This is a genomic window from Delftia sp. WSY_12 (assembly GCF_043104645.1).
Classification (GTDB): Bacteria; Pseudomonadota; Gammaproteobacteria; order Burkholderiales; family Burkholderiaceae_C; genus Comamonas; species Comamonas tsuruhatensis.
On record NZ_JBICKW010000024.1, the window covers coordinates 162,476 to 182,609 of the forward strand.

Annotated in this window: 18 protein-coding genes; 3 read left to right on the forward strand and 15 right to left on the reverse strand. The window is 69.9% G+C overall.

Going from position 1 to position 20,134, the window contains the following annotated elements; all coding sequences use genetic code 11:
- Positions 1 to 6: 6 nt before the first annotated feature.
- Complete coding sequence (locus ACF8LI_RS15660) at positions 7 to 2,016, forward strand: reverse transcriptase domain-containing protein (protein WP_312840573.1); 2,010 nt, start codon at positions 7 to 9, stop codon at positions 2,014 to 2,016.
- A 3-nt stretch (positions 2,017 to 2,019) separates the two neighbouring features.
- On the opposite strand, the gene ACF8LI_RS15665 is transcribed toward ACF8LI_RS15660, so the two are convergent.
- Both ACF8LI_RS15665 and ACF8LI_RS15670 read right to left on the reverse strand, forming a co-directional pair.
- Positions 2,020 to 2,832 (reverse strand): helix-turn-helix transcriptional regulator, encoded by an 813-nt coding sequence (locus ACF8LI_RS15665; protein ID WP_312840572.1) that lies wholly within the window; start codon positions 2,830 to 2,832, stop codon positions 2,020 to 2,022.
- A gap of 31 nt (positions 2,833 to 2,863) precedes the next feature.
- On the reverse strand, positions 2,864 to 3,247 hold the full coding sequence (locus ACF8LI_RS15670) for a hypothetical protein (RefSeq protein WP_016447388.1): 384 nt from the start codon (positions 3,245 to 3,247) through the stop codon (positions 2,864 to 2,866).
- A gap of 224 nt (positions 3,248 to 3,471) precedes the next feature.
- On the opposite strand from ACF8LI_RS15670, the gene soxR reads away from it, so the two are divergent.
- Positions 3,472 to 3,975, forward strand: coding sequence for a redox-sensitive transcriptional activator SoxR (gene soxR / locus ACF8LI_RS15675; RefSeq protein ID WP_012202096.1), 504 nt, complete (start codon positions 3,472 to 3,474; stop codon positions 3,973 to 3,975).
- Here soxR and hutG read toward each other — a convergent pair whose 3' ends face one another.
- From hutG to ACF8LI_RS15740, 13 genes are all read right to left on the reverse strand, one after another.
- On the reverse strand, positions 3,976 to 4,839 hold the full coding sequence (gene hutG / locus ACF8LI_RS15680) for an N-formylglutamate deformylase (protein WP_016447387.1): 864 nt from the start codon (positions 4,837 to 4,839) through the stop codon (positions 3,976 to 3,978). It lies immediately after the preceding gene.
- Positions 4,840 to 4,853: 14 nt separating this feature from the next.
- Positions 4,854 to 6,254: a formimidoylglutamate deiminase gene (locus tag ACF8LI_RS15685; protein ID WP_392413278.1), complete on the reverse strand. Its 1,401-nt coding sequence runs from the start codon at positions 6,252 to 6,254 to the stop codon at positions 4,854 to 4,856.
- On the reverse strand, positions 6,251 to 7,396 hold the full coding sequence (locus ACF8LI_RS15690; protein ID WP_392413280.1) for a histidinol-phosphate transaminase: 1,146 nt from the start codon (positions 7,394 to 7,396) through the stop codon (positions 6,251 to 6,253). The genes ACF8LI_RS15685 and ACF8LI_RS15690 overlap by 4 nt, the downstream gene beginning before the upstream one ends.
- A complete protein-coding gene (locus ACF8LI_RS15695; RefSeq protein WP_392413282.1) occupies positions 7,393 to 8,781 on the reverse strand; it encodes an FAD-binding oxidoreductase in 1,389 nt (462 codons plus the stop codon). Before ACF8LI_RS15695 ends, ACF8LI_RS15690 begins: the two co-directional genes overlap by 4 nt.
- Before the next feature lie 11 nt (positions 8,782 to 8,792).
- Positions 8,793 to 10,088 (reverse strand): imidazolonepropionase, encoded by a 1,296-nt coding sequence (gene hutI, locus ACF8LI_RS15700; RefSeq protein ID WP_392413284.1) that lies wholly within the window; start codon positions 10,086 to 10,088, stop codon positions 8,793 to 8,795.
- Positions 10,089 to 10,117: 29 nt separating this feature from the next.
- Positions 10,118 to 10,678: a HutD family protein gene (locus tag ACF8LI_RS15705; protein WP_046982624.1), complete on the reverse strand. Its 561-nt coding sequence runs from the start codon at positions 10,676 to 10,678 to the stop codon at positions 10,118 to 10,120.
- 23 nt (positions 10,679 to 10,701) lie between these two features.
- Positions 10,702 to 12,435, reverse strand: coding sequence for a urocanate hydratase (hutU, locus tag ACF8LI_RS15710; RefSeq protein WP_016447381.1), 1,734 nt, complete (start codon positions 12,433 to 12,435; stop codon positions 10,702 to 10,704).
- 39 nt (positions 12,436 to 12,474) lie between these two features.
- Positions 12,475 to 14,046 carry a histidine ammonia-lyase gene (gene hutH, locus ACF8LI_RS15715; RefSeq protein WP_133072620.1) on the reverse strand — a complete coding sequence of 524 codons (1,572 nt, stop codon included), beginning with the start codon at positions 14,044 to 14,046 and terminating at the stop codon, positions 12,475 to 12,477.
- A gap of 113 nt (positions 14,047 to 14,159) precedes the next feature.
- Positions 14,160 to 14,930 (reverse strand): histidine utilization repressor, encoded by a 771-nt coding sequence (gene hutC, locus ACF8LI_RS15720; RefSeq protein ID WP_026062963.1) that lies wholly within the window; start codon positions 14,928 to 14,930, stop codon positions 14,160 to 14,162.
- A gap of 26 nt (positions 14,931 to 14,956) precedes the next feature.
- On the reverse strand, positions 14,957 to 15,736 hold the full coding sequence (locus ACF8LI_RS15725) for an ABC transporter ATP-binding protein (protein WP_012202086.1): 780 nt from the start codon (positions 15,734 to 15,736) through the stop codon (positions 14,957 to 14,959).
- Complete coding sequence (locus tag ACF8LI_RS15730; RefSeq protein WP_016447378.1) at positions 15,736 to 16,620, reverse strand: ABC transporter permease; 885 nt, start codon at positions 16,618 to 16,620, stop codon at positions 15,736 to 15,738. Before ACF8LI_RS15730 ends, ACF8LI_RS15725 begins: the two co-directional genes overlap by 1 nt.
- A gap of 18 nt (positions 16,621 to 16,638) precedes the next feature.
- Positions 16,639 to 17,613: an ABC transporter substrate-binding protein gene (locus ACF8LI_RS15735; protein WP_013800043.1), complete on the reverse strand. Its 975-nt coding sequence runs from the start codon at positions 17,611 to 17,613 to the stop codon at positions 16,639 to 16,641.
- Between the two features lie 272 nt (positions 17,614 to 17,885).
- Complete coding sequence (locus ACF8LI_RS15740; RefSeq protein ID WP_046240486.1) at positions 17,886 to 18,776, reverse strand: LysR substrate-binding domain-containing protein; 891 nt, start codon at positions 18,774 to 18,776, stop codon at positions 17,886 to 17,888.
- A gap of 94 nt (positions 18,777 to 18,870) precedes the next feature.
- Between ACF8LI_RS15740 and ACF8LI_RS15745 the strand changes: the two genes are divergently transcribed.
- Positions 18,871 to 20,127, forward strand: coding sequence for a CaiB/BaiF CoA transferase family protein (locus ACF8LI_RS15745; protein WP_392413287.1), 1,257 nt, complete (start codon positions 18,871 to 18,873; stop codon positions 20,125 to 20,127).
- Positions 20,128 to 20,134 lie beyond the last annotated feature (7 nt).

The window sequence follows — 20,134 nt, forward strand, 5'->3', positions numbered from 1 at the left end:
TGCCGCATGAGCCAGCCGCAACCCACGCGCGCCGAGATCTACGAGCGCATCAAGGCCTCCAGCAAACAGGAAGTCATCCTCGAGGAAATGCAGCGCCTGGGCTTCTGGCCCAAGGGCGAGGGACAGCCGCAGCTGGCCGCCGCCCACATCCAGCGCGAAGGCGAGCTGCAGCGCGAGCTGGCCGAGCTGCGCCAGCAGATCGCCGTGCGCCAGAACCCCGAGCGCGCACTGCGCCAGATGCGCAAGGAGCGCATGCAAAAGGCGCTGGCCCAGCGCGAGGAAACCAAACGCCGCCAGGCCCAGGAACGCCATGACAAGGCGCTGGCCTGGCATGCCAGGCGGTCCACGCACGTGGGCTATCTGGGCCCCGGCGTCTCCGCGGCCCTGCAGGATGCCGCCCGGGATGGCACGGAGCGCCGGCAGGCCGATCCGCAGCGGCTCGCCCGGCATGGCCTGCCGCAGCTGGCCGATGCCGCCCAGCTCGCCCAGGCCATGGGCATCACCGTGGCCGAGCTGCGCTTCCTGGGCTTTCACCGCGAGGTGGCCCGCACCCACCACTACCACTCGTTCACCCTGCCCAAGAAGACCGGCGGCGAGCGGCTGATCTCCGCGCCCATGCCGCGCCTCAAGCGCGCGCAGTACTGGGTGCTGGACAACATCCTCGCCAAGGTGCCCGCGCACGATGCCGCGCACGGCTTCCTGGCCGGCCGCTCCATCGTCAGCAACGCCGCGCCGCATGCGGGCCACGACGTGGTCATCAACCTGGATGTGAAGGACTTCTTTCCCAGCATTGCCTTCGGCCGCATCAAGGGCGTGTTCCGGCATCTGGGCTATGGCGAGGCCATGGCCACCCTCCTGGCCCTGCTGTGCAGCGAAAACCGCGCCCAGGCCTGGCAGGTGGATGGCGAGAAGCTCTTCGTTGGCGGCAAGGCGCGCGAGCGCGTGCTGCCCCAGGGCGCGCCCACCAGCCCCATGCTCACCAACCTGCTGTGCCGCCGCCTGGACCGCCGCCTGCTGGGCCTGGCCAGGCAGCTGGGCTTTGTGTACACGCGCTATGCGGACGACCTGACCTTCTCGGCCTCGGGCGAGGCCGCGCGCGACAACGTGGGGCGGCTGCTGGGCCGCGTGCGCTGGATACTGCGCGACGAAGGCTTCACGCCCCACCCCGACAAGGAGCGCGTGATGCGCAAGGGCCGCCGCCAGGAGGTCACGGGGCTGGTGGTGAACGCGGACAAGCCCGGCGTATCGCGCCAGACGCGCAGGCGCCTGCGCGCCGCCCTGCACCGCGCCACGCAGGCCGGGACAGGCCTGCCAGGCCAATCTGTCCAGCCTGCCCAGGCGCCCCACTGGCAAGGCCAGCCGGCCCATGCCTCGCAGTTGCTGGGAATGGCGCAGTTCGTCCACCAGATCGATCCCGTGCAGGGCGGGCCGCTGCTGGCACAGGCCCGGCAGCTCACGCGCAGCCCTGTGGACCGGGCGAACGACGCCCTGCTCGAGGCCAGCCGGCAGGACCGCGCCGCCGCGCGCGCCAAGCCCCCCGCAAACGCCACGTTCCGGCGCCTGGCAGCCGGCGGGCAGGCACCTGCGCTGGCCAGCGGCAAGCCATGGTGGCAGCCGGCCGCACCTGCAGCGCCCGTGCTGGAGAAGACCGACCAGCAGCGGCGCGAGCAGCGCCAGGAGGAACGGCAGGCCGCCCGGCAGGCGGCTGGCCCTGCCCCCGGCGCCGCAAGCACCCTGCCCGCGGCATCGACCTCTCCATCGCCATCGCCATCACCGGCCGCACCGGACCCGAATCCGCCCGCATCGAAAAGGCCGCCGATGGCCGGCCTGCTCACCTACTGGGCGCAGATCGTGATCTGCTTCCTGCTGGGCACCGTGTTCCAGGCCCGGCTGATCACGCTGATCGGCATCGTCCTGGTCGTCATCCTCAGGTACCGGCGCATCCAGCGCTGGGATGTCTTCGGGGCGGCGATGGTGGTGGCCGTGCTGGTCGGCCTGGGATTGCGGCTTTCGTAGCGATCAGCGCACCGCGCTGCGCAGTGCCAGAAAGCGGCGCGGCGAGGTGCCCACGGCCTTGCGGAACATGGTCACGAAGGCCGGTGCGCTTTCGTATCCCAGGGCATCGGCCACGGTCTGGATGCGCAGCCCCTGGGACAGCTGCTGCAGCGCGGTGAGCACATGCAGCTGGCGGCGCCACTGGTTGACGGTGAGGCCGGTCTCGGCCAGGAACAGCCGCGTCATGCTGCGCTCGCTCATGCCGATGCGCTGGGCCCAGTCGGCCAGCCGCGCCTGCAGCTGGGGCTGCTCGCACAGGGCGCCGGTCATGCGGCGCAGGCGGCGGTCGCGCGGCAGGGGCAGGTGCAGGCCCTCGGGCTGCGCGTTCTGGATTTCATCGAGCAGGACCTGCATGAGCCGGCCATCGCCGCTGTCGGGCTCGTAGTCCTGCGGCAGGCCCTGCACGCGCTCCAGCAGGGCATGCAGAAAGGGCGAGACGGCCAGCGCATGGCAGGGGCCGGGCGCGGGGCGCGCCGCGCCGCATTCCACAAAGACGATATGGCCGCTGGCCGCACCGCTGCAGCTGACGCGGTGCAGCGTGCCGCCCGGAATCCAGGCGGCGCTGCGCGGCGGCACCACGCAGACGCCGGCCTCGGTCTCCAGCGTGATCAGGCCCGCATTGGTGACCATGAGCTGGCTCTTGCGGTGGGCATGGAAGTCCATTGCCCAGTCACCCGGGCCCGAGCGCATCGGCAGGACGATCACGGGACGGTCCACATGGTCGGGATCCCACCTCTCGGGCAGGACTTTGAGCAGGGCGGAATCCACGGCATTCATGGTGTTTCTCTCAGTTCATGTCAATCGGTCATCAATCGGACCCGAGCAGCTCCCGTGCACGCTGCTGCGCCTCCTCGGGGGAGGCCACCAGCAGCATGGGATAGCCCCAGGCCTTGCCGAACATCTGTGCGAAGGCCTCGGCCTCGGCGCGCTTGTGCGCATCGGGCTCGGCGTGGACCAGGGCGCGCACCAGGCTTTTGAGCTCGGGGCGGCGGGCCTTCATCCACAGCACGACCTGCTTGCGCTCCTCGGGCGAGCGCTCCTCCTGGGACATGTCGCCGTCGCTGAAGAAGACAAAGGCCTGGCCGCGGGCCAGCAGGGCCGAGAAGTCCTCCAGCAAGCGGTCCACGGGCACGGCCTTGTCGCGCTCGTAGCCCATGCGGACCAGGGGAAAGCTGCTGCTGTCGATGTACATGGAAACCTCCGGCCGATGCCATTCAATACAAATGAGACCCATTACTGTATGAATGAACGGCAGCTGCGTCATTGCAGCACTCGGCCAAAGAATTTCGCAGTCCGGCCAGGACGCCTGCAGGGGCGGTACAAGCCCCGGTTGCCCTGTTCCTGCGCTTTCGCTCAGAATGGCCGCATTCTTCGAGTTCAAGTGAACTTGAAGTCAAGCCACGAAGGAAAGCCACCATGAAAACCGAGGATGATCCGCTGCTCAGCATCGGCGACGTGGCGCAGCGCAGCGGGGTCAAGGCCTCGGCGCTGCGCTTTTACGAGTCGCTGAACCTGATCGAGTCCGTGCGCAGCGCCAGCGGCCACCGGCGCTACCACCGCTCGTCGCTGCGGCGCATCGCCTTCGTGGTGTTCGCCCAGCGCATCGGCTTCACGCTGGAGGAGATCGCCGAGCAGCTGGCCAAGCTGCCCAGCCGCCATGTCCCCACGGGCGGGGACTGGCAGAAGATGTCGCGGGTCTGGAAGCAGCGGCTGGACGACCGCATAGGCGAGCTGCAGCGGCTCAGCGAGAGCCTGGACCAGTGCATTGGCTGCGGTTGCCTCTCACTGCGCCACTGCGTGCTGCACAACCCCGGCGACCTGTGCGCACAGAACGGCCCGGGGCCACGCCGCTGGCTGGGCGACCCGCCGCCCGTGGCCATGGGCGGGCCCTGCCCGGGCCACTGCCACGACGAAGGCTGATCAGGACACGCGCCGTGTCGTGACGAAGTCCAGCACCGCCTGCAGCATGCGCTGCAGCGTGGGCTGGATCTGTTCGGCGCGCTCGGGCAGGTAGTCGAAGGGCAGGGCTTCCTGCATGTAGCTGCACTGCGTCATCTCCAGCTGCACGGCGTGGATGCCGGCCTCGGGCTGGCCGTAGTGGCGCGTGATGTAGCCGCCCGTGAAGCGGCCGTTGAGTATGGCGGTGTGGCCCGGCGCGGTCTGCGCAATGGCCAGCAGATGCTCGGCCAGTTCCAGCGCGCAGCTCGTGCCCTTGCCGGTGCCCAGGTTCAGGTCGGGCAGCTTGCCTTCGAAGAAACGCGGCAGCACCGAGCGGATGGAGTGCGCGTCCCACAGCGCCACGGTGCCGTGCACGGCCTTGAGGCGGTCCAGTTCGGCGCGCAGCTGTGCGTGGTACGGGCCCCAGATGGCCTCGCGGCGCGCGGCGATCTCGGCGTCCGCGGGCACATCGGCCGGGTCGGCGTACAGCGGCGTGTCGTCGAAGGTGTCCACGGGGCACAGGCCGGTGACGCTCTGGCCCGGGTAGAGGCTGGCGCCATCGGGCGGACGGTTCAGGTCCACCACATAGCGCGAATGCGTGGCCACGAGGATGGAGGCGCCCATGGCCTTGGCGAACTCGTACAGGCGCGGCAGGTGCCAGTCGGTGTCGGGCACGTGGCGGGCTTCCTCGGTCAGGCGCGCGGCGATGTCGGGCGGCACATGGGTGCCCGCATGCGGCATGGAGATCAGCAGCGGCGCCGTGCCCTGGTGGAAGACGAAGGGAGGGGGAGCGGTATCGGTCATGGCGTGATTCTGGAACGTTTCTGGCGGGTTTCGCGGGCCCATGGCATGCGGGGGCCTCAGGATTGCAGGGTGGCCGCGCGGGCCGCGACAAAGCCGCGGGCTGCCGCCTCGTGCAGCGCATGCCGTCCGGCCTGCACGCGGCGCTCGCCGCCCACCCACAGGCTGTGCAGGGCGCTGCTGCGGTGGCTGCCGAAGACATGGGCCGAGACCATGGCCTGCACCGGCAGGCCGGCCAGCGCCACATGGTCTGCGTCCAGCGCCAGGAAGTCGGCCTGCTGGCCCACGGCCAGCCCGGCCACGGGGCGGCCTGCGGCCTGGGCACCGCCCTGCACGGCAGCGGTCCACAGCGCGGTGCCCACCTGCGGGTCGGGGCCGGCCAGCACATTGCGCTGGCGCAGCGACAGGCGCTGGCTGTATTCGAGCATCAGCAGTTCCTCGGCCGCATTGACGCAGGCATGGCTGTCCGAGCCCACGCCCCAGACGCCGCCGTGGCCCAGCCATTGCGGCATGTCGAAGATGCCATCGCCCAGGTTGGCTTCGGTGGTGGGGCAGATGCCGGCCACGGCGCCGCTGCGCGCGGCGCCCGCGTATTCACCGGGCGTCATGTGGGTGGCGTGGACCAGGCACCAGCGTGCGTCCACGGGGGCATGCTCCAGCAGCCATTGCACGGGGCGCTGGCCGCTCCAGGCCAGGCAGTCGTCCACCTCCTGGGTCTGCTCGGCAATGTGGATGTGGACGGGCGCGCGCGCGTCCAGCGCCGTCAGGCCCTCCACGGCCACGCGCAGGCTGTCGGGCGGCACGGCGCGCAGTGAGTGGGGCGCCAGGCCCAGGGCCGCGCCCTGTGCGCGCGCCTCGGGCAGCAGGCGCTGCAGCAGGGCCAGCATGTTGTCGGTGCTGCGGATGAAGCGCGCCTGGTCGGCGCGCGGCGGCTTGCCGCCGAAGCCGCTGGTCTGGTAGAGCACGGGCAGCAGGGTGATGCCCATGCCGGCCTTGCGCGCGGCGCGCAGCAGGGCCAGGGACAGCGTGGCGTCGTCGGCGTAGGGCCGGCCATCCCGGTCGTGGTGCACGTAGTGGAATTCGCAGACCGAGGTGTAGCCGGCCTCCAGCATCTCCACGTACAGCCAGGTGGCGATGGCCTCCAGCGACTCGGGCGTGATGCGCGCGGCAAAGCGGTACATGAGGTCGCGCCAGCTCCAGAAGCTGTCCTGGGCCTCGGCGCGGTATTCGGTCAGGCCCGCAAAGGCGCGCTGGAAGGCATGCGAGTGCAGGTTGGGCATGCCGGGCAGCACGGGGCCGGGCGCGCGCGGCCCGTTGCCGGGCTGTGCGTCGGCCTGTACGGCCTGCAGGCGCCCTGCGCCATCCCAGCGCAGCAGCACATTGCGCGCCCAGCCCGTGGGCAGCAGCGCATGCTCGGCGAACAGCGTGCGGCTGTCGGGTGTCGGGTCGATGCCGCTCATTGCCCGGCCTCCAGGATCTCGGCCAGCGCGCGCACGAAGCGTTCGTTGTCGGCCTCGGTGCCCACGGAGACGCGGATGAAGTGCTCGAAGCCCGGCTCCTTCCAGGGCTTGACGATCAGGCCCCGGGCCAGCAGCGCCTCGTTCACGGGGCCGTTGGGGCGGCCGATGTCGATGAACAGGAAGTTGGCGGCCGAAGGCGCCATCCGAAGTGCGGGCAGTGCAGGCAGGGCGGCCAGCCGCTGCGCCAGCACATCGCGCAGGCGCACGGTCTCGGCCACGCCGCGCTGCATGAAGTCCTCGTCGCCCCAGGCCGCCAGCGCCGCCGCCTGGGCGGCCTGGTTGACGTTGAAGGGCGTGCGCACGCGGTCCAGCAGTTGCACCAGGGCCGCGTCGCTGGCCAGTCCGTAGCCCACGCGCAGGCCCGCCAGGCCCCAGGCCTTGGAGAAGGTGCGCAGCACGATCCAGGGCATGGCGCGGCCGCGCAGCAGGGCCAGCACGTCGGGGTAGCCTTCTGCGTGCAGGGCGTACTCGTAGTAGGCCTCGTCCACCACCAGCAGGGTCTGCGGCGGCGTGGCGTCCAGCAGGCGCGCGAAATCCCCGGCGCTGAACATGCAGCCCACGGGATTGGAGGGATTGGCCAGCATGGCGATCTTGGGGCCGCGCGCCAGCGCCTGGCACCAGGCATCGACATCGAAGTCCAGCGCGGGCGTCAGCTCCAGCAGCTCGACGCGGGCGCCCATCATGCGCGGGTAGATCTCGTGCAGGCCGAAGGCCGGGCGCTGGGTGAGCACGCGGTCGCCGGGCGAGAGAAACGCCTGGCAGAGCATCTGCAGGATGTCCTCGGAACCGTTGCCCACGGCAATGGCCTCGGCCGGCACGCCGGTGCGCGCCGCGATGGCCGCGCGCAGCGCCGTGCATTGCGCATCGGGATAGGTGCCCACATGCAGGGCCAGGTCGGCCAGGGCGCGGGCCACGGCGGGGCTGGCGCCAAAGGGGTTCTCGTTGCTCGCCAGCCGCGCGATCTCGGTGACGCCGTAGCGCGCCCGCACGGCCTCGGAGGACAGGCCTGCGTTGTAGGGCGGCAGCGGCGGCACTTCGGGGCGTGCCAGGGTGTGGATCGCGTGGAGGGCGGGAGCGTTCATAGGTCGAATACCTTGCCGGGGTTGAACAGATGCAGGGGGTCCAGCGCCTGCTTGATGGCGCGCATGACGGCCAGTTCGGCCGGGGTGCGGCTGGCGCCGAGATAGGGCTTCTTGTGCAGGCCGATGCCGTGCTCGGCCGAGACGCTGCCGCCGAACTCGCCGACCAGGTGGTACAGCGCGGCCTCGACGCCTTCGCAGTCGCCGTTGGCGGTGGCACCGTCCACCGAGACATGCAGGTTGCCGTCGCCCACATGGCCGAAGAACAGCGTGTGGTGGGCGGGCCAGCGCGCGTCGAACGCGGCGCGGCAGGCATCGGCGAAGCGGCCGATGTCGGCCTGGGGCAGGCTGACGTCGAAGTTCACGGGCGGATGCATGTTCGTGTTGAGCTCGGCCGGCGCCTCGCGCAGCTTCCACAGCTGGCGCGCCTGTGCCACGGACTGGGCGATGACGGCATCGGCCACCTCGCCGGCCTCCATGGCCTCGCCCAGGGCCTCTTCCACGTCAGCGCGCAGCGTGGCCTCGTCCTTGCCGTCCACATCGATCAGGGCCAGCAGCGCATGCGCCTGGCCAAACGGCGGCTGCAGCTTCTGCCAGCGGATGGAGGCCTGGATGAAGCTGTCCCACATCAGCTCGAAGGCCGCCACACCGTTGCCAAAGCGCGACTGCATGCGCGAGAGCACGGACAGCGCCGCATCGAAGTCCGGCACGGCCACCAGGGCCGTGGCGCGGGCCTGGGGCGCGGGGCGCAGGCGCAGCAGCACGCGCGTGACGATGCCCAGCGTGCCCTCCGAGCCGATGAAGAACTGCTTGAGGTCGTAGCCCGTGTTGTTCTTGAGCATGGGGCGCAGCATGGGCAGCACCGTGCCGTCGGCCAGCACCACCTCCAGGCCCAGCACCTGCTCGCGCATCATGCCGTGCTGCAGCACGCCGTTGCCGCCCGCATTGGTGGCCACGTTGCCGCCGATCTGGCAGCTGCCGCGCGCGCCCAGGTCCACGCCGAAGACCATGCCTGCGGCCACGGCCGCCTCCTGCACGGCCTGCAGCGTGGCACCGGCCTGCACGGTCATCAGCGCGGTGCGCGCGTTCACGTCCTCGATGGCATTCATGCGCTCCATGGAGACGGCCACCGCACCCGGCACGGGCACGGCCGCACCGGCCAGGCCCGTGAGCCCGCCCTGGGGCACGACAGGCACGCGGTGGGCCGTGCACAGGCGCATGAGCGCGCTGACCTCGTCGGTGCTGCGCGGGCGCACCAGGGCCAGCGGGCGCTGGGGCGGCGTGCCGCTCCAGTCGGTGTGGTAGCGCGCGGGCACATCGTCGCCGCGCTGCGCCACTTCGGCGCCCAGGGTGGAAATCAATTCATCGAGAAACAGTGCATGGGGCATGGGACAGGCTTTCAGTGGCTCCCCTGCCCGCGGGTCCGCACGATGCGGCCCTGTCGCACGATGGTGCAGTCAGGCTTGCTGCCGAACCAGTAGGCCAGCTCGGCCGCATGGCGCACGGGCCAGAGCACGAAGTGGGCGGGACGGCCGGCCGCGATCAGGCCATGCTCGTCCTGCAGGCCCAGGGCGCGCGCGGCATGGCGGGTGATGCCCGCCAGGGCCTCGGGCACGGTGAGCCGGAACAGGGTGCAGGCCATGTTGGCCATGAGCAAAAGGCTCAGGCAGGGGGAGGTGCCCGGATTGTGATCGGTAGAGACGGCCATGGGAACGCCCGCGGCGCGCAGGCCCGCGATGGGCGGCATGTGGGTGTCGCGCAGCGTGTAGTAGGCGCCGGGCAGCAGCACGGCCACGGAACCCGCGCCGCGCATGGCGGCGATACCTGCTTCCGACAGGTGCTCGATGTGGTCGCAGGACAGCGCGCCATAGCGGGCCGCGAGGGCCGCCCCCTCCATGTTCGACAGCTGCTCGGCATGCAGCTTGACGGGCAGGCCCAGGCGGCGTGCGGCCTGGAAGACCTGCTCGGTCTCGGCCAGCGAGAAGGCGATGCGCTCGCAGAACACATCGACCGCATCGACCAGGCCCTCGGCCGCCAGCGCGGGCAGCATGGTGCCGGCGACGAGGTCGATGTAGTCCTGGCTGCGCCCTGCGTACTCGGGCGGCAGCGCATGCGCGCCCAGGAAGGTGGTGCGCACGGTCACGCCCAGGGCCTGGCCCAGGCGCCGGGCCACGCGCAGCTGCTTGCGCTCGTGCTCCAGCGCCAGGCCGTAGCCCGACTTGATCTCGATGGCGCAGACGCCCTCGTCCAGCAGCTGCTGCAGGCGCGGCAGGGCCTGGGCGAACAGCTCGTCCTCGCTGGCCTCGCGCGTGGCACGCACGCTGGAGACGATGCCGCCGCCGGCGCGTGCCACTTCCTCGTAGCTGGCGCCGTCCAGGCGCATGGCGAATTCGTTGGCGCGCTCGCCGCCATAGACCAGGTGGGTGTGGCAATCGACCAGGCCCGGCGTGGCCAGCATGCCCTGGCCGTCATGGCGCGGCAGGGCCGCATATGCGGGCGGCAGGGCCTGCTGCGGCCCCACCCAGGCCACGCGGCCCTGCTGCACCACGATGCAGGCATCCTCCCCGTCACCCACGGCCTGGCCGGCCTCGAACATCTCAGGCGCCAGGCGCAGGTTCTGCCAGCAGCCGTCGGCCGAAGAGGATGGAGCGAGTGCGCAAGCGGATGCAGAAGCGGGTGCGTGGGGCTCGGTCATGGGGGGGATTCCTTGGATGTCGTGGGTCGTCAGCAGGCTTGCAGCAGCACCTGCACCAGCCGCGCGTCGTCGGTCTGCGGCACCAGCTGCTGCGGGTCGGGCTGCGGCGCGCTCCACCACAGGCCCTGGCCGGGGATGAGCGCAGCGCCATCCGCCTGCCAGTCGCCCTGCAGCACCATGCACAGGCCGGCGTCGGCGCGGCCGGCGTCGGCAGCGCTGTCCAGCACCTGGACCTGCGCCCGCCACCGGCCGCGCCGCGCCATCACGTTGAAGTCAGTGGAAGTGCCGCCCAGCAGCGAGCAGCCCAGCGCCACATCGCCGGAGAAGGCAAACGGCTGCCAGCGCGCGTCCAGCACATGGTCGATGCCTTCGCCGCGCAGGTGCACGCCGTCGCCATCGAGCAGCATGATCTGCCGGTCCACGCCCGCAAAGGCCGAGAACGGGCCGGGCTGGTCAATGGTGGCCACGCTGATGCGCCAGCCAAAGGCCTCCATGCCCGCCCCGGGCGGCCAGCAGGCGATCTCGCGCGTGCTGCCGCCCCCGTTCTTCCAGGGGCTGGCGGCGATCTGGTTCAGGTCGAAACGCTGCATGGCCGTGGTGTCCTGCAAGCGGCTCACTTGACCATGGGCAGGTTCAGCTGATGGCGCTTGGCCGCAGCCACGGCAATGTCGTAGCCCGCATCCGCATGGCGCATGACGCCGGTGGCCGGATCGTTCCAGAGCACGCGGCCCAGGCGGGCGGCGGCCTCGTCCGTGCCATCGGCCACGATGACCACGCCCGCATGCTGGGAGTAGCCCATGCCCACGCCGCCGCCGTGGTGCAGGCTGACCCAGGTGGCGCCGCCTGCGGTGTTGAGCAGGGCGTTGAGCAGCGGCCAGTCGCTGACGGCGTCCGTGCCGTCCTTCATGGATTCGGTCTCGCGGTTGGGGCTGGCCACGGAGCCGCAGTCCAGGTGGTCGCGGCCGATCACGATGGGGGCCTTGAGTTCGCCGTTCTTCACCATCTCGTTGAAGGCCAGGGCCGCCTTGTGGCGCTCGCCCAGTCCCAGCCAGCAGATGCGCGCGGGCAGGCCCTGGAAGCTGATGCGCTCGCGCGCCATGTCCAGCCAGCGGTGGGTGTGCTTGTTGTCGGGGAACAGTTCCTTGATCTTGGCGTCGGTCTTGTAGATGTCCTCGGGGTCGCCGGACAGGGCCACCCAGCGGAACGGGCCCTTGCCCTCGCAAAACAGCGGCCGGATGTAGGCGGGCACGAAGCCGGGGAAGTCGAAGGCGTTCTTCACGCCCTGGTCCAGGGCCACCTGGCGGATGTTGTTGCCGTAGTCCACCGTGGGAATGCCCATGGCCTGGAAGTCCAGCATGGCCTGCACGTGCTGGGCGCAGCCCTGGGCGGCGGCGGCCTTGAGCTGGGCATGGCGCGACGGGTCTGCCGCGGCGGCACGCCACTCGTCCACGGTCCAGCCCACGGGCAGGTAGCCGTTGATCAGGTCATGGGCGGAGGTCTGGTCGGTCACGATGTCGGGGCGGGCGCCGCCGGCCTTTGCGCGGCGCACCAGCTCGGGCAGGATTTCGGCGGCATTGCCCAGCAGGCCGATGGAGATGGCCTCGCCCGCAGCCGTGTGCTGGGCGATGAGCTCCAGCGCGTGGTCGATGTCGCGCGCCTGCTTGTCCAGGTAGCGCGTGCGCAGGCGGAAGTCGATGCTGCTTTGCTGGCATTCGATGGCCAGCACGCAGGCGCCGGCCAGCACGCCGGCCAGGGGCTGGGCACCGCCCATGCCGCCCAGGCCCGCCGTGAGGATCCACTTGCCCGTGAGGTCGTTGTTGTAGTGCTGGCGGCCGGCCTCGACGAAGGTCTCGAACGTGCCCTGCACGATGCCCTGGGCGCCGATGTAGATCCAGCTGCCGGCCGTCATCTGGCCGTACATGAACAGGCCCTTCTGGTCCAGCTCGTTGAAGTGCTCCCAGTTGGCCCACTGGGGCACGAGGTTGGAGTTGGCCAGCAGCACGCGCGGTGCGTTCTCGTGCGTCTTGAACACGCCCACGGGCTTGCCCGACTGGATCAGCAGCGACTCGTCGGCCTCCAGCTTTTTCAGCGACTCCAGGATCTGGTCATAGCACTCCCAGTTGCGCGCCGCGCGGCCGATGCCGCCGTAGACCACCAGGGCCTTGGGGTTCTCGGCCACGTCGGGGTCCAGGTTGTTCTGCAGCATGCGGTAGGCGGCCTCGGCCAGCCAGTTCTTGCAGTGCAGTTCGCTGCCGCGCGGGGCGCGGATGACGCGGCTGGCGTCATAGCGGGGATTGGTGGCAGCCGTGGCAGCGTTGGCGTTGAGGATGGCGTCGTTGGCGTTCATGGCGATCTCCTGGGTGCGGGGGGTGAGCGGTTGCGGGGTTCAGGCAGCCTGGTGGCTGGGCAGGTGGCGGACGATGGCCTGGGGCCAGTCCGTGGCAAGCGCCCACTGGCGCATGGTTTCGATGTCGGGTGCCAGGTAGCGGTCACGGTCGAGATGGGGAACCTGGCTGCGGATCAGCGCGTACTGCGCCTCGATCAGCTCGGAGCTGCTCAGGCTGCGGTCGAAGTCCATGCCCTGGGCGGCGGCCATGGCCTCCACGCCCACGATGACGGCGGTGTTGCGCGCCATCTCGCCCAGGCGCCGCGCGCCGTAGGTGGCCATGGAGACATGGTCTTCCTGGTTGGCCGAGGTGGGCAGGCTGGTGACGCTGCTGGGATGGGCCAGGCACTGGTTCTCGGCAGCCAGGGCGGCGGCCGTGACCTGGGCGATCATGAAGCCCGAGTTCACGCCGCTGTCGGCAATCAGGAAGGCCGGCAGGCCCGACAGGCCGGTGTCCAGCAGCAGGGCCATGCGGCGCTCGGAGATGGCGCCGATCTCGGCCAGGGCCAGGGCGATGATGTCGGCCGCGAAGGCCACGGGCTCGGCATGGAAGTTGCCGCCCGAGATCACGTCGCCGTTGTCGAAGACCAGCGGGTTGTCCGAGGCGGCGTTGGCCTCGATCACCAGCACGCGGGCCGCATGGCTGAGGTTGTCCAGGCAGGCGCCCATGACCTGGGGCACGCAGCGGATGGAGTACGGGTCCTGCACGCGGCCGCAGTGGGGGTGGGAGGTGTCGATGGCGCTGCCGTCCAGCAGTTCGCGCACGGCGGCGGCCACGGCGATCTGGCCAAGCTGGCCGCGGGCCTCGTGGATGCGGGCGTCAAACGGCTTGACCGAGCCCTTGATGGCCTCCAGCGTCAGGCAGCCCGCCACCAGGCCGGCGGCGAACACGCTCTCGCCCTGGAACAGGCCCACCAGGGCCAGGGCCGTGGACACCTGGGTGCCGTTGAGCAGGGCCAGCCCTTCCTTGGGGCCGAGCACGAAGGGCTCCAGGCCCACATGGCGCATGGCCTCGGTGCCGGACACCACCTGTCCATCGATCTTGGCCTGGCCTTCGCCGATCAGCACGCAGGCCAGGTGCGACAGCGGCGCCAGGTCGCCGGAGGCGCCCACCGAGCCCTTGGCGGGGATCACGGGCAGCACGTCGGCGTTGGCCAGGGCCAGCAGCGCGTCCACCAGCTCGGGGCGCACGCCCGAGTGGCCGCGCGCCAGGCTCACGGCCTTGGTGGCCAGCACCAGGCGCACCACGGCGTCAGGCAGCGGCTCGCCCGTGCCCACGCTGTGCGACAGCACCAGGTTGCGCTGCAGTTCGGCCAGGCGGTCATGGGCGATCTTGGTGGAGGCCAGCTTGCCGAAGCCGGTGTTGATGCCATAGACGACCTGGTCCTCATCCACGATGTGCTGCACATGGGCCTGGGCGGCGCGCATGCGCTCGTAGGCGGGCGCCGCCATGGACAGGCGCACGCCGCCCTGCTGTATGGCCCGCAGCTGGGCCAGGCTGACCTGGCCGGGCTGCAGCGTCAGCGCGGTGCCGGGACGGGAGGTGAGGCCGGGAGTCGTGATGGTGTTCATGGTGATGCCCTGTCGGTGTCTGGAAGGATGTGCCAGGATGGATGTCTATGCCTGTCTATACAATATCAATCGAAGCGGAACAGCGCAAGAGCGGGAACCCCGCCTTTCCGGCCTCAGCCGTCGTGCGATCCGCCGTCGGTGCGAAAGCGGCTGCCCAGCCGGTAGCGCATGCCCGGATGCACGCAGTGCACCCAGGTCACGGGCGTGCCCAGGTACCAGGTGCGGCGCGTCAGCGTCAGGCAGGGCTGGTCGGTCTCCATCTGCAGCCAGCGTGCCTGCTCGGGCGTGGGCAGCATGGCGTCCACCACATGCTCGATCTGGTCGAAGGGCACGTTGCGCACCAGGTACACCGAAGGCTGGATCAGCGAGAAGTCCTGCTCCATGAAGTCCGGCGCCATGCGCGGGTTCACATGGCGGTCTTCCAGCTGCACGGGCACGTCGTTCTCGAAATGCACGCCCTGCAGGTGGAACACCGAGCTGCCGGCGGACAGCTGCAGCGAAGCCGCCGCCTCGGGCGAGGCCGACTCGCGGCGCACGCTGATCAGCTCGAAGCGGTGGTCATGGCCGCGCTGGCGGATTTCCTCGGCGATGTTGGCGATGCGCAGCAGCGTGGACTGCGGCTTTTCCTCGGCCACGAAGGAGCCCACGCCGGCCACCCGCACGATCACGCCCTGCTCGGCCAGCTCGCGCAGCGCGCGGTTGGCCGTCATGCGGGCCACGCCGAACTCCTGCACCAGCTCCTGCTCGGACGGCACGCGCTCGCCGGCCGACAGCGAGCCATCGGCGATCTTGCGCATCACATGGTCCTTGACCTGCTGGTACAGGGCCATGGGCACCTCCGCCGTCGTTGCGGAAAGACGAGAAGCCGTGGAGCGGGAAGACATGGTGTGGGCAGTGGTCATGAAAAGCGTCAGTGTGCAGCAGCAGCCAGCGACTCTGCGCGAATCTCTTCGGTCAGCCGGGCTTTCAGCTCCATGAACTCGGGCGATGTCTTGACCGTGTAGTGGCGCGGATGCGGCAGGTTCACGGGGATGTCGGCCTTGATGCGGCCCGGCCGCGCGCTGAACACGGCCACGCGGTTGGCCATGAAGATGGCCTCGTCGATGTCGTGGGTGACGAACATCACGGTCTTGCGCTCGGCCTCCCAGATGCCCAGCAGCAGCTCCTGCATGAGCACGCGGGTCTGGTTGTCGAGTGCGCCGAATGGCTCGTCCATGAGCAGGATCTTGGGATCGTTGGCCAGCGCGCGCGCAATGGCCGTGCGCTGCTGCATGCCGCCCGACAGCTGCTTGGGAAAGTGGTTCTCGAAGCCGCGCAGCCCCACCTTGGCGATGAAGTAGTCGCTGCGCTCCTTTTGCAGCGCCTCGCTCACGCCCTTCTCGCGCAGGCCGAAGCGGATGTTCTGGGCCACCGTCAGCCAGGGGAACAGCGTGTAGCTCTGGAATACCATGCCCCGGTCGGCGCCCGGCCCGTCCACGGCGCGGCCGTCCAGCAGCACCTGGCCCGTGGTCGGGAAATCCAGCCCCGCCGCAATGCGCAGCATGGTGGACTTGCCGCAGCCCGAGGGGCCGAGGATGGTGACGAAGTCGTTCTCGCGGACCTCGAAATCCACAGGCAGCAAGGCCTGCGTGCTCGTGCCCTTGTGGCTGGTGAAGGTGCGCGAAACACCTTGAATGGACAGCAGATTCATCACAGGGTGCTCCACTCGAACATGCGACGGTTCAGCGATTTGAAGATGAAATCGGACACCAGGCCGATGAGGCCGATCACGATGATGCCGAAGATGATCTGGCCCGTGTTCAGCAGCGCCTGGCTGTCGGTGATCATGTGGCCGATGCCCGAGGACGAGCCGATCAGCTCGGCCACGATCACATAGGTCCAGGCCCAGCCCAGCACCAGGCGCAGCGTCTCGGCAATGCCGGGCGCGGCGCCCGGAATCAGCACGCGGCGCACCACGCCGGTGTTGGAGGCGCCCAGCGTGTAGGCGGCCTCCACCAGGTCCTTGCGTGCGCCGCCCACGGTGACGGCCACCATCAGCGTGATCTGGAACACCGAGCCGATGAAGATGACCAGCAGCTTCTGCGTCTCGCCCACGCCGGCCCACAGGATCAGCAGCGGGATGAAGGCCGAGGCCGGCAGGTAGCGGCAGAACGACACGAAGGGCTCGAAGAAGGCCTCGACCGGCTTCCAGGCGCCCATGGCAATGCCCAGCGGCACGGCCACGACCGAGGCCAGGATGAAGCCGCCCATCACGCGCCAGACCGTCATGCCGATGTCGTGCAGGAAGCCGTACTCGGTGAACAGCAGCACGCCCTCGCGCGCCATGGTCATGGGGCTGGCCAGGAAGGTCGGGGAGACGAAGCCGCCCAGCGTCACAGCCGCCCAGACGAGAAAAAACAGCACGAAGAAGGCCACACCCAGCACCCACTTGGCCGTGGGGCTGACGGGCTCCAGCGGCGCCATGCGGCGGCGGCGGACGGGGGCTGGCGCCGCGGCGGGCGCGGGAGCGTGCGGTGTGGCGTGGGTCATGGGCTTGTTAGCCGGCTGGACTGCGGAAGTGGATGCGGCTTGCATGGTCATCCCCTGGCGGGCTTACTGGATGAAGCTGGCGTCGTACATCACGCCATAGTTCTCGGGGATGGAGCGGATGATGCCGGCCTCCTTGAGGATCACGGCCGATTCCTTCATGAACGGCACCAGCTCGTTGGCGAAGAATTTCTGGTTGGCTTCCTTGTCGGACCACTTGAGGTAGGAGGCCGACTTGCCGAACTGCTCGCCGCTTTGCTTGACGGCCGTGCCCATGATCTCGAAGGACTTGGTCTTGTCGGCCTCGATCATGGCCACCGCATCGAAATACGACTGGGCCAGGGCCTTGGCGGCGGCGGCGTTGGCCTTGAGCCACTTGGGATCGCAGCCCACGGTGTCCATAACCATGGGGTAGTCGATGGTGGTGGCCAGGATCTTGCCCGCCGCCGGGTTGGCGCGGATGGTGGACAGGTAGGGCTCGTAGCTCATGGCCGCATCGTTCTGGCCGGCCACGAAGGCCTGGGCCGCAGGCTGGGGCTCCAGCGAGACGGTCTTCACATCCTTCATGGTCATGCCGTTCTTGTGCAGCATCCAGGCCAGGCCGAAGTACGGCGCCGTGCCCGGCGCGCTCACGGCCACGGTCTTGCCCTTGAGGTCGGCAAAGCCCTTGACGTCATTGCGCACGGCAATGCCGTCGGCGCCATAGGACTTGTCCATCTGGAAGATCTGCACGATGGGCACGCCGTTGGTGTTCCAGGCCACATGCGTCTCGATGGTGGTGGCCGCGCACTGGATGGCGCCCGAGGCCAGGGCCAAGTGGCGGTCCTTCTGCGGAATCATCTTCAGGTCCACCGCCAGGCCGTTCTTCTTGAAGATGCCGGCCTTGTCGGCCAGGGTCAGCGGCGCGAAGCCGGTCCAGCCCGACATGCCCAGGGTGATCTTGGTCTCCTGCGCGGCAGCGGGCTGCAGTGCGGCGGCAAGGCAGAGGGCGGCGGCCAGCGGCCCCAGGGGCAGGCGGCGGAACGTGGGGATCGAACTCATGTGGCACTCCTCGGTCGGGAAAGCAAGTTGGCAATGGCAGTTTCGGGGTCCGCGGGCAGACCGGTGCGGAAGCCCGAAGTGTGTTTTTGCCGATCAAACATGTATATACAGGATTACCCGGCAAACCTGGCAAGGGCGGAAACCTGCATCCATCTGCGGTCAACACAGAGAGCGAGAGCAAGCACCGTGCCAACCCATCTTGTCCATACAAGCTGGGGAAAGTCCCTGGTCGCGATTCACCACCGTGGTGCAGGCCACCGCACGGCGCGCCGCTACGGTGCAATCACAGCCCGCGCCACCTTCAAAAAAGGTGCAATCAGCGGCGAGGCATTGCCCGCCGGCACGGCCAGCACCACGGGCTGGGGGGCCACGCGGCCCCGGATGCGGCGGCAGGCCAGGCGCTGGCCATCGTGGGCGCGGTCCACCACCGGTCGCGTGGTCAGCACGCTCAGGCCGTGGCCATTGGCCACCATGGAGCGCAGCATCTCGATGGAGGCGAACTCATGGGCCACCAGCGGCGTCACGCCGGCCTCGCGGAACAGCGACAGGAAATACTCGCGGCTGTGCGGCAGGTTGATCAGCACCAGCGGGTGGGCCGCCACTTCGGCCAGGCTCACGCTGGTCCTGGCCGCCAGCGCATGGCGATGCGGCAGCAGCACATAGGGCGGCAACGCCGCCACGGGCAGCAGCTCCATGCGGGGACGCGCCAGGCCCGTGTTGTACTGCAGGGCCGCATCGAGCTCGCCGCGCTCCACCTGCTGCGTGAGCGAGGCGATATCGCCCTCCACCAGCTCCAGTGCAATGCCGGGATGGCGGCGCTGCATCTGCGCCAGCAGCGCCGGCACCCAGCGCGCGCCCAGCGTGCTCAGAAAGCCCAGGCGCAGCACGCCCGCCACCGCCGCCGTGCGCGGCCCCTGCAGGCTGCGTGCGCCGTCCAGCAGCGCCTGGGCATCGCGGCTGCGCACCGCGCCGGCCGCCGTGAGATCCAGCCCCCTGGCATGGCGGCGCACGAACAGCGCCTCGCCCCACTGCGCCTCCAGGTCGGCAATCGCCTTGGAGATGGACGGCTGGGACACGCCGATGGCTTCTGCCGCGCGCGCCGCACTGCCATGGCGTGCAGCGGCCACGAAGTACTCAAGCTGCCGGAGGCTGATATGGATCATCTTTTTGAATGCATTGCATCAGGATTGAATATTTTCCATTGATTCAATTGCGGGCCAGCATGCAGCCATCCACCACCTGTCCATGGCTGCATCAATGACCGAATCCGCCTCGCCCCCCGCCCCTGCCAGTACCGCCCGCCCGCTGGACGGCGTGCGCATCCTCGACTTCACGCGCGTGCTGGCCGGGCCGCTGTCCACGGCCCTGCTGGCCGACCTGGGCGCCGAGGTCGTCAAGATCGAGCCGCCGCAGGGCGACGACTACCGCGCCATCGGCCCCATGAACAACGGAGAAAGCGCGCTGTTCACGGTGATGAACCGCAACAAGCAAAGCCTAGTGCTGGACCTCAAGCACCCCGAGGCCGTGGCCCTGGTCCACGAGATGGCGGCCCAGGCGGACGTGGTGGTGGAGAACTTCCGGCCCGGCGTGGCCGAGCGCCTGGGCATAGGGGCAAGCCAGTTGCGGGCGCTCAATCCGCGCCTGGTCTATGTCAGCGTCTCGGGCTTCGGCCAGACCGGGCCGCTGGCCCACCGGCCGGCCTACGACATCATCGTGCAGGCCATGAGCGGCCTCATGGAGGCCACGGGCGAGCCCGATGGCGCGCCCACCGTCGTGGGCGAGGCCGTCAGCGACGTGGTGGCCGGCCTGTTCGCCTCCTGGGCCACGCTGGCCGCGCTGCTGCAGGCGCGTGCCACCGGGCAGGGCCAGCAGGTGGACGTGGCCATGTTCGACACCACGCTGAGCTTTCTGGCCACCTCGGTGGCGCGCTACCTGTTCACGGGCCGGCCCGCGCGCCGCGTAGGCAACCGCCATCCGCTGTCGGCCCCCTTCGGCGTGTACCGCGCAGGCGACGGCCACTTCGCGCTGGCCGTGCTCAACAACAAGCTGTTCGCCGCCGCCCTGCAGGCCATGGAACTGGGCAGCCTGGCCGGCGACCCGCGCTTTGCCAGCGATGAATCACGCTCGGCCCACGAACCCGCGCTGCGCGAGGCCATCGAGGCCTGGGCCGGCAGGCATGAAGTGGCGCAGGTGGTGGCCGCGCTGGATGCGGCCGGCGTGCCCGCCGCCCCCATCTGGAACATTGCCCAGGCGCTGGAGTCGCCCCAGAGCCAGGCACGCGGCCTGCTCGGCGCGGTGCAGGACCCGCGCCTGCCCGGCCTGCGCCTGCCCACCCAGCCCGTGCATTTCAGCGGCGCCGCACCCAACCGCGCCGAGCGCGCACCGGCCCTGGGCGAGCACACCGAGGCCCTGCTCTCGCAGTGGCTGGGCCGGGGAGCCGAAGCCATTGCCGCGCTGCGCGCATCCGGTGCCCTGGGCACCGCAGGCGCAGTCCCCTCTTCCCCATCACATTGAGCAACCG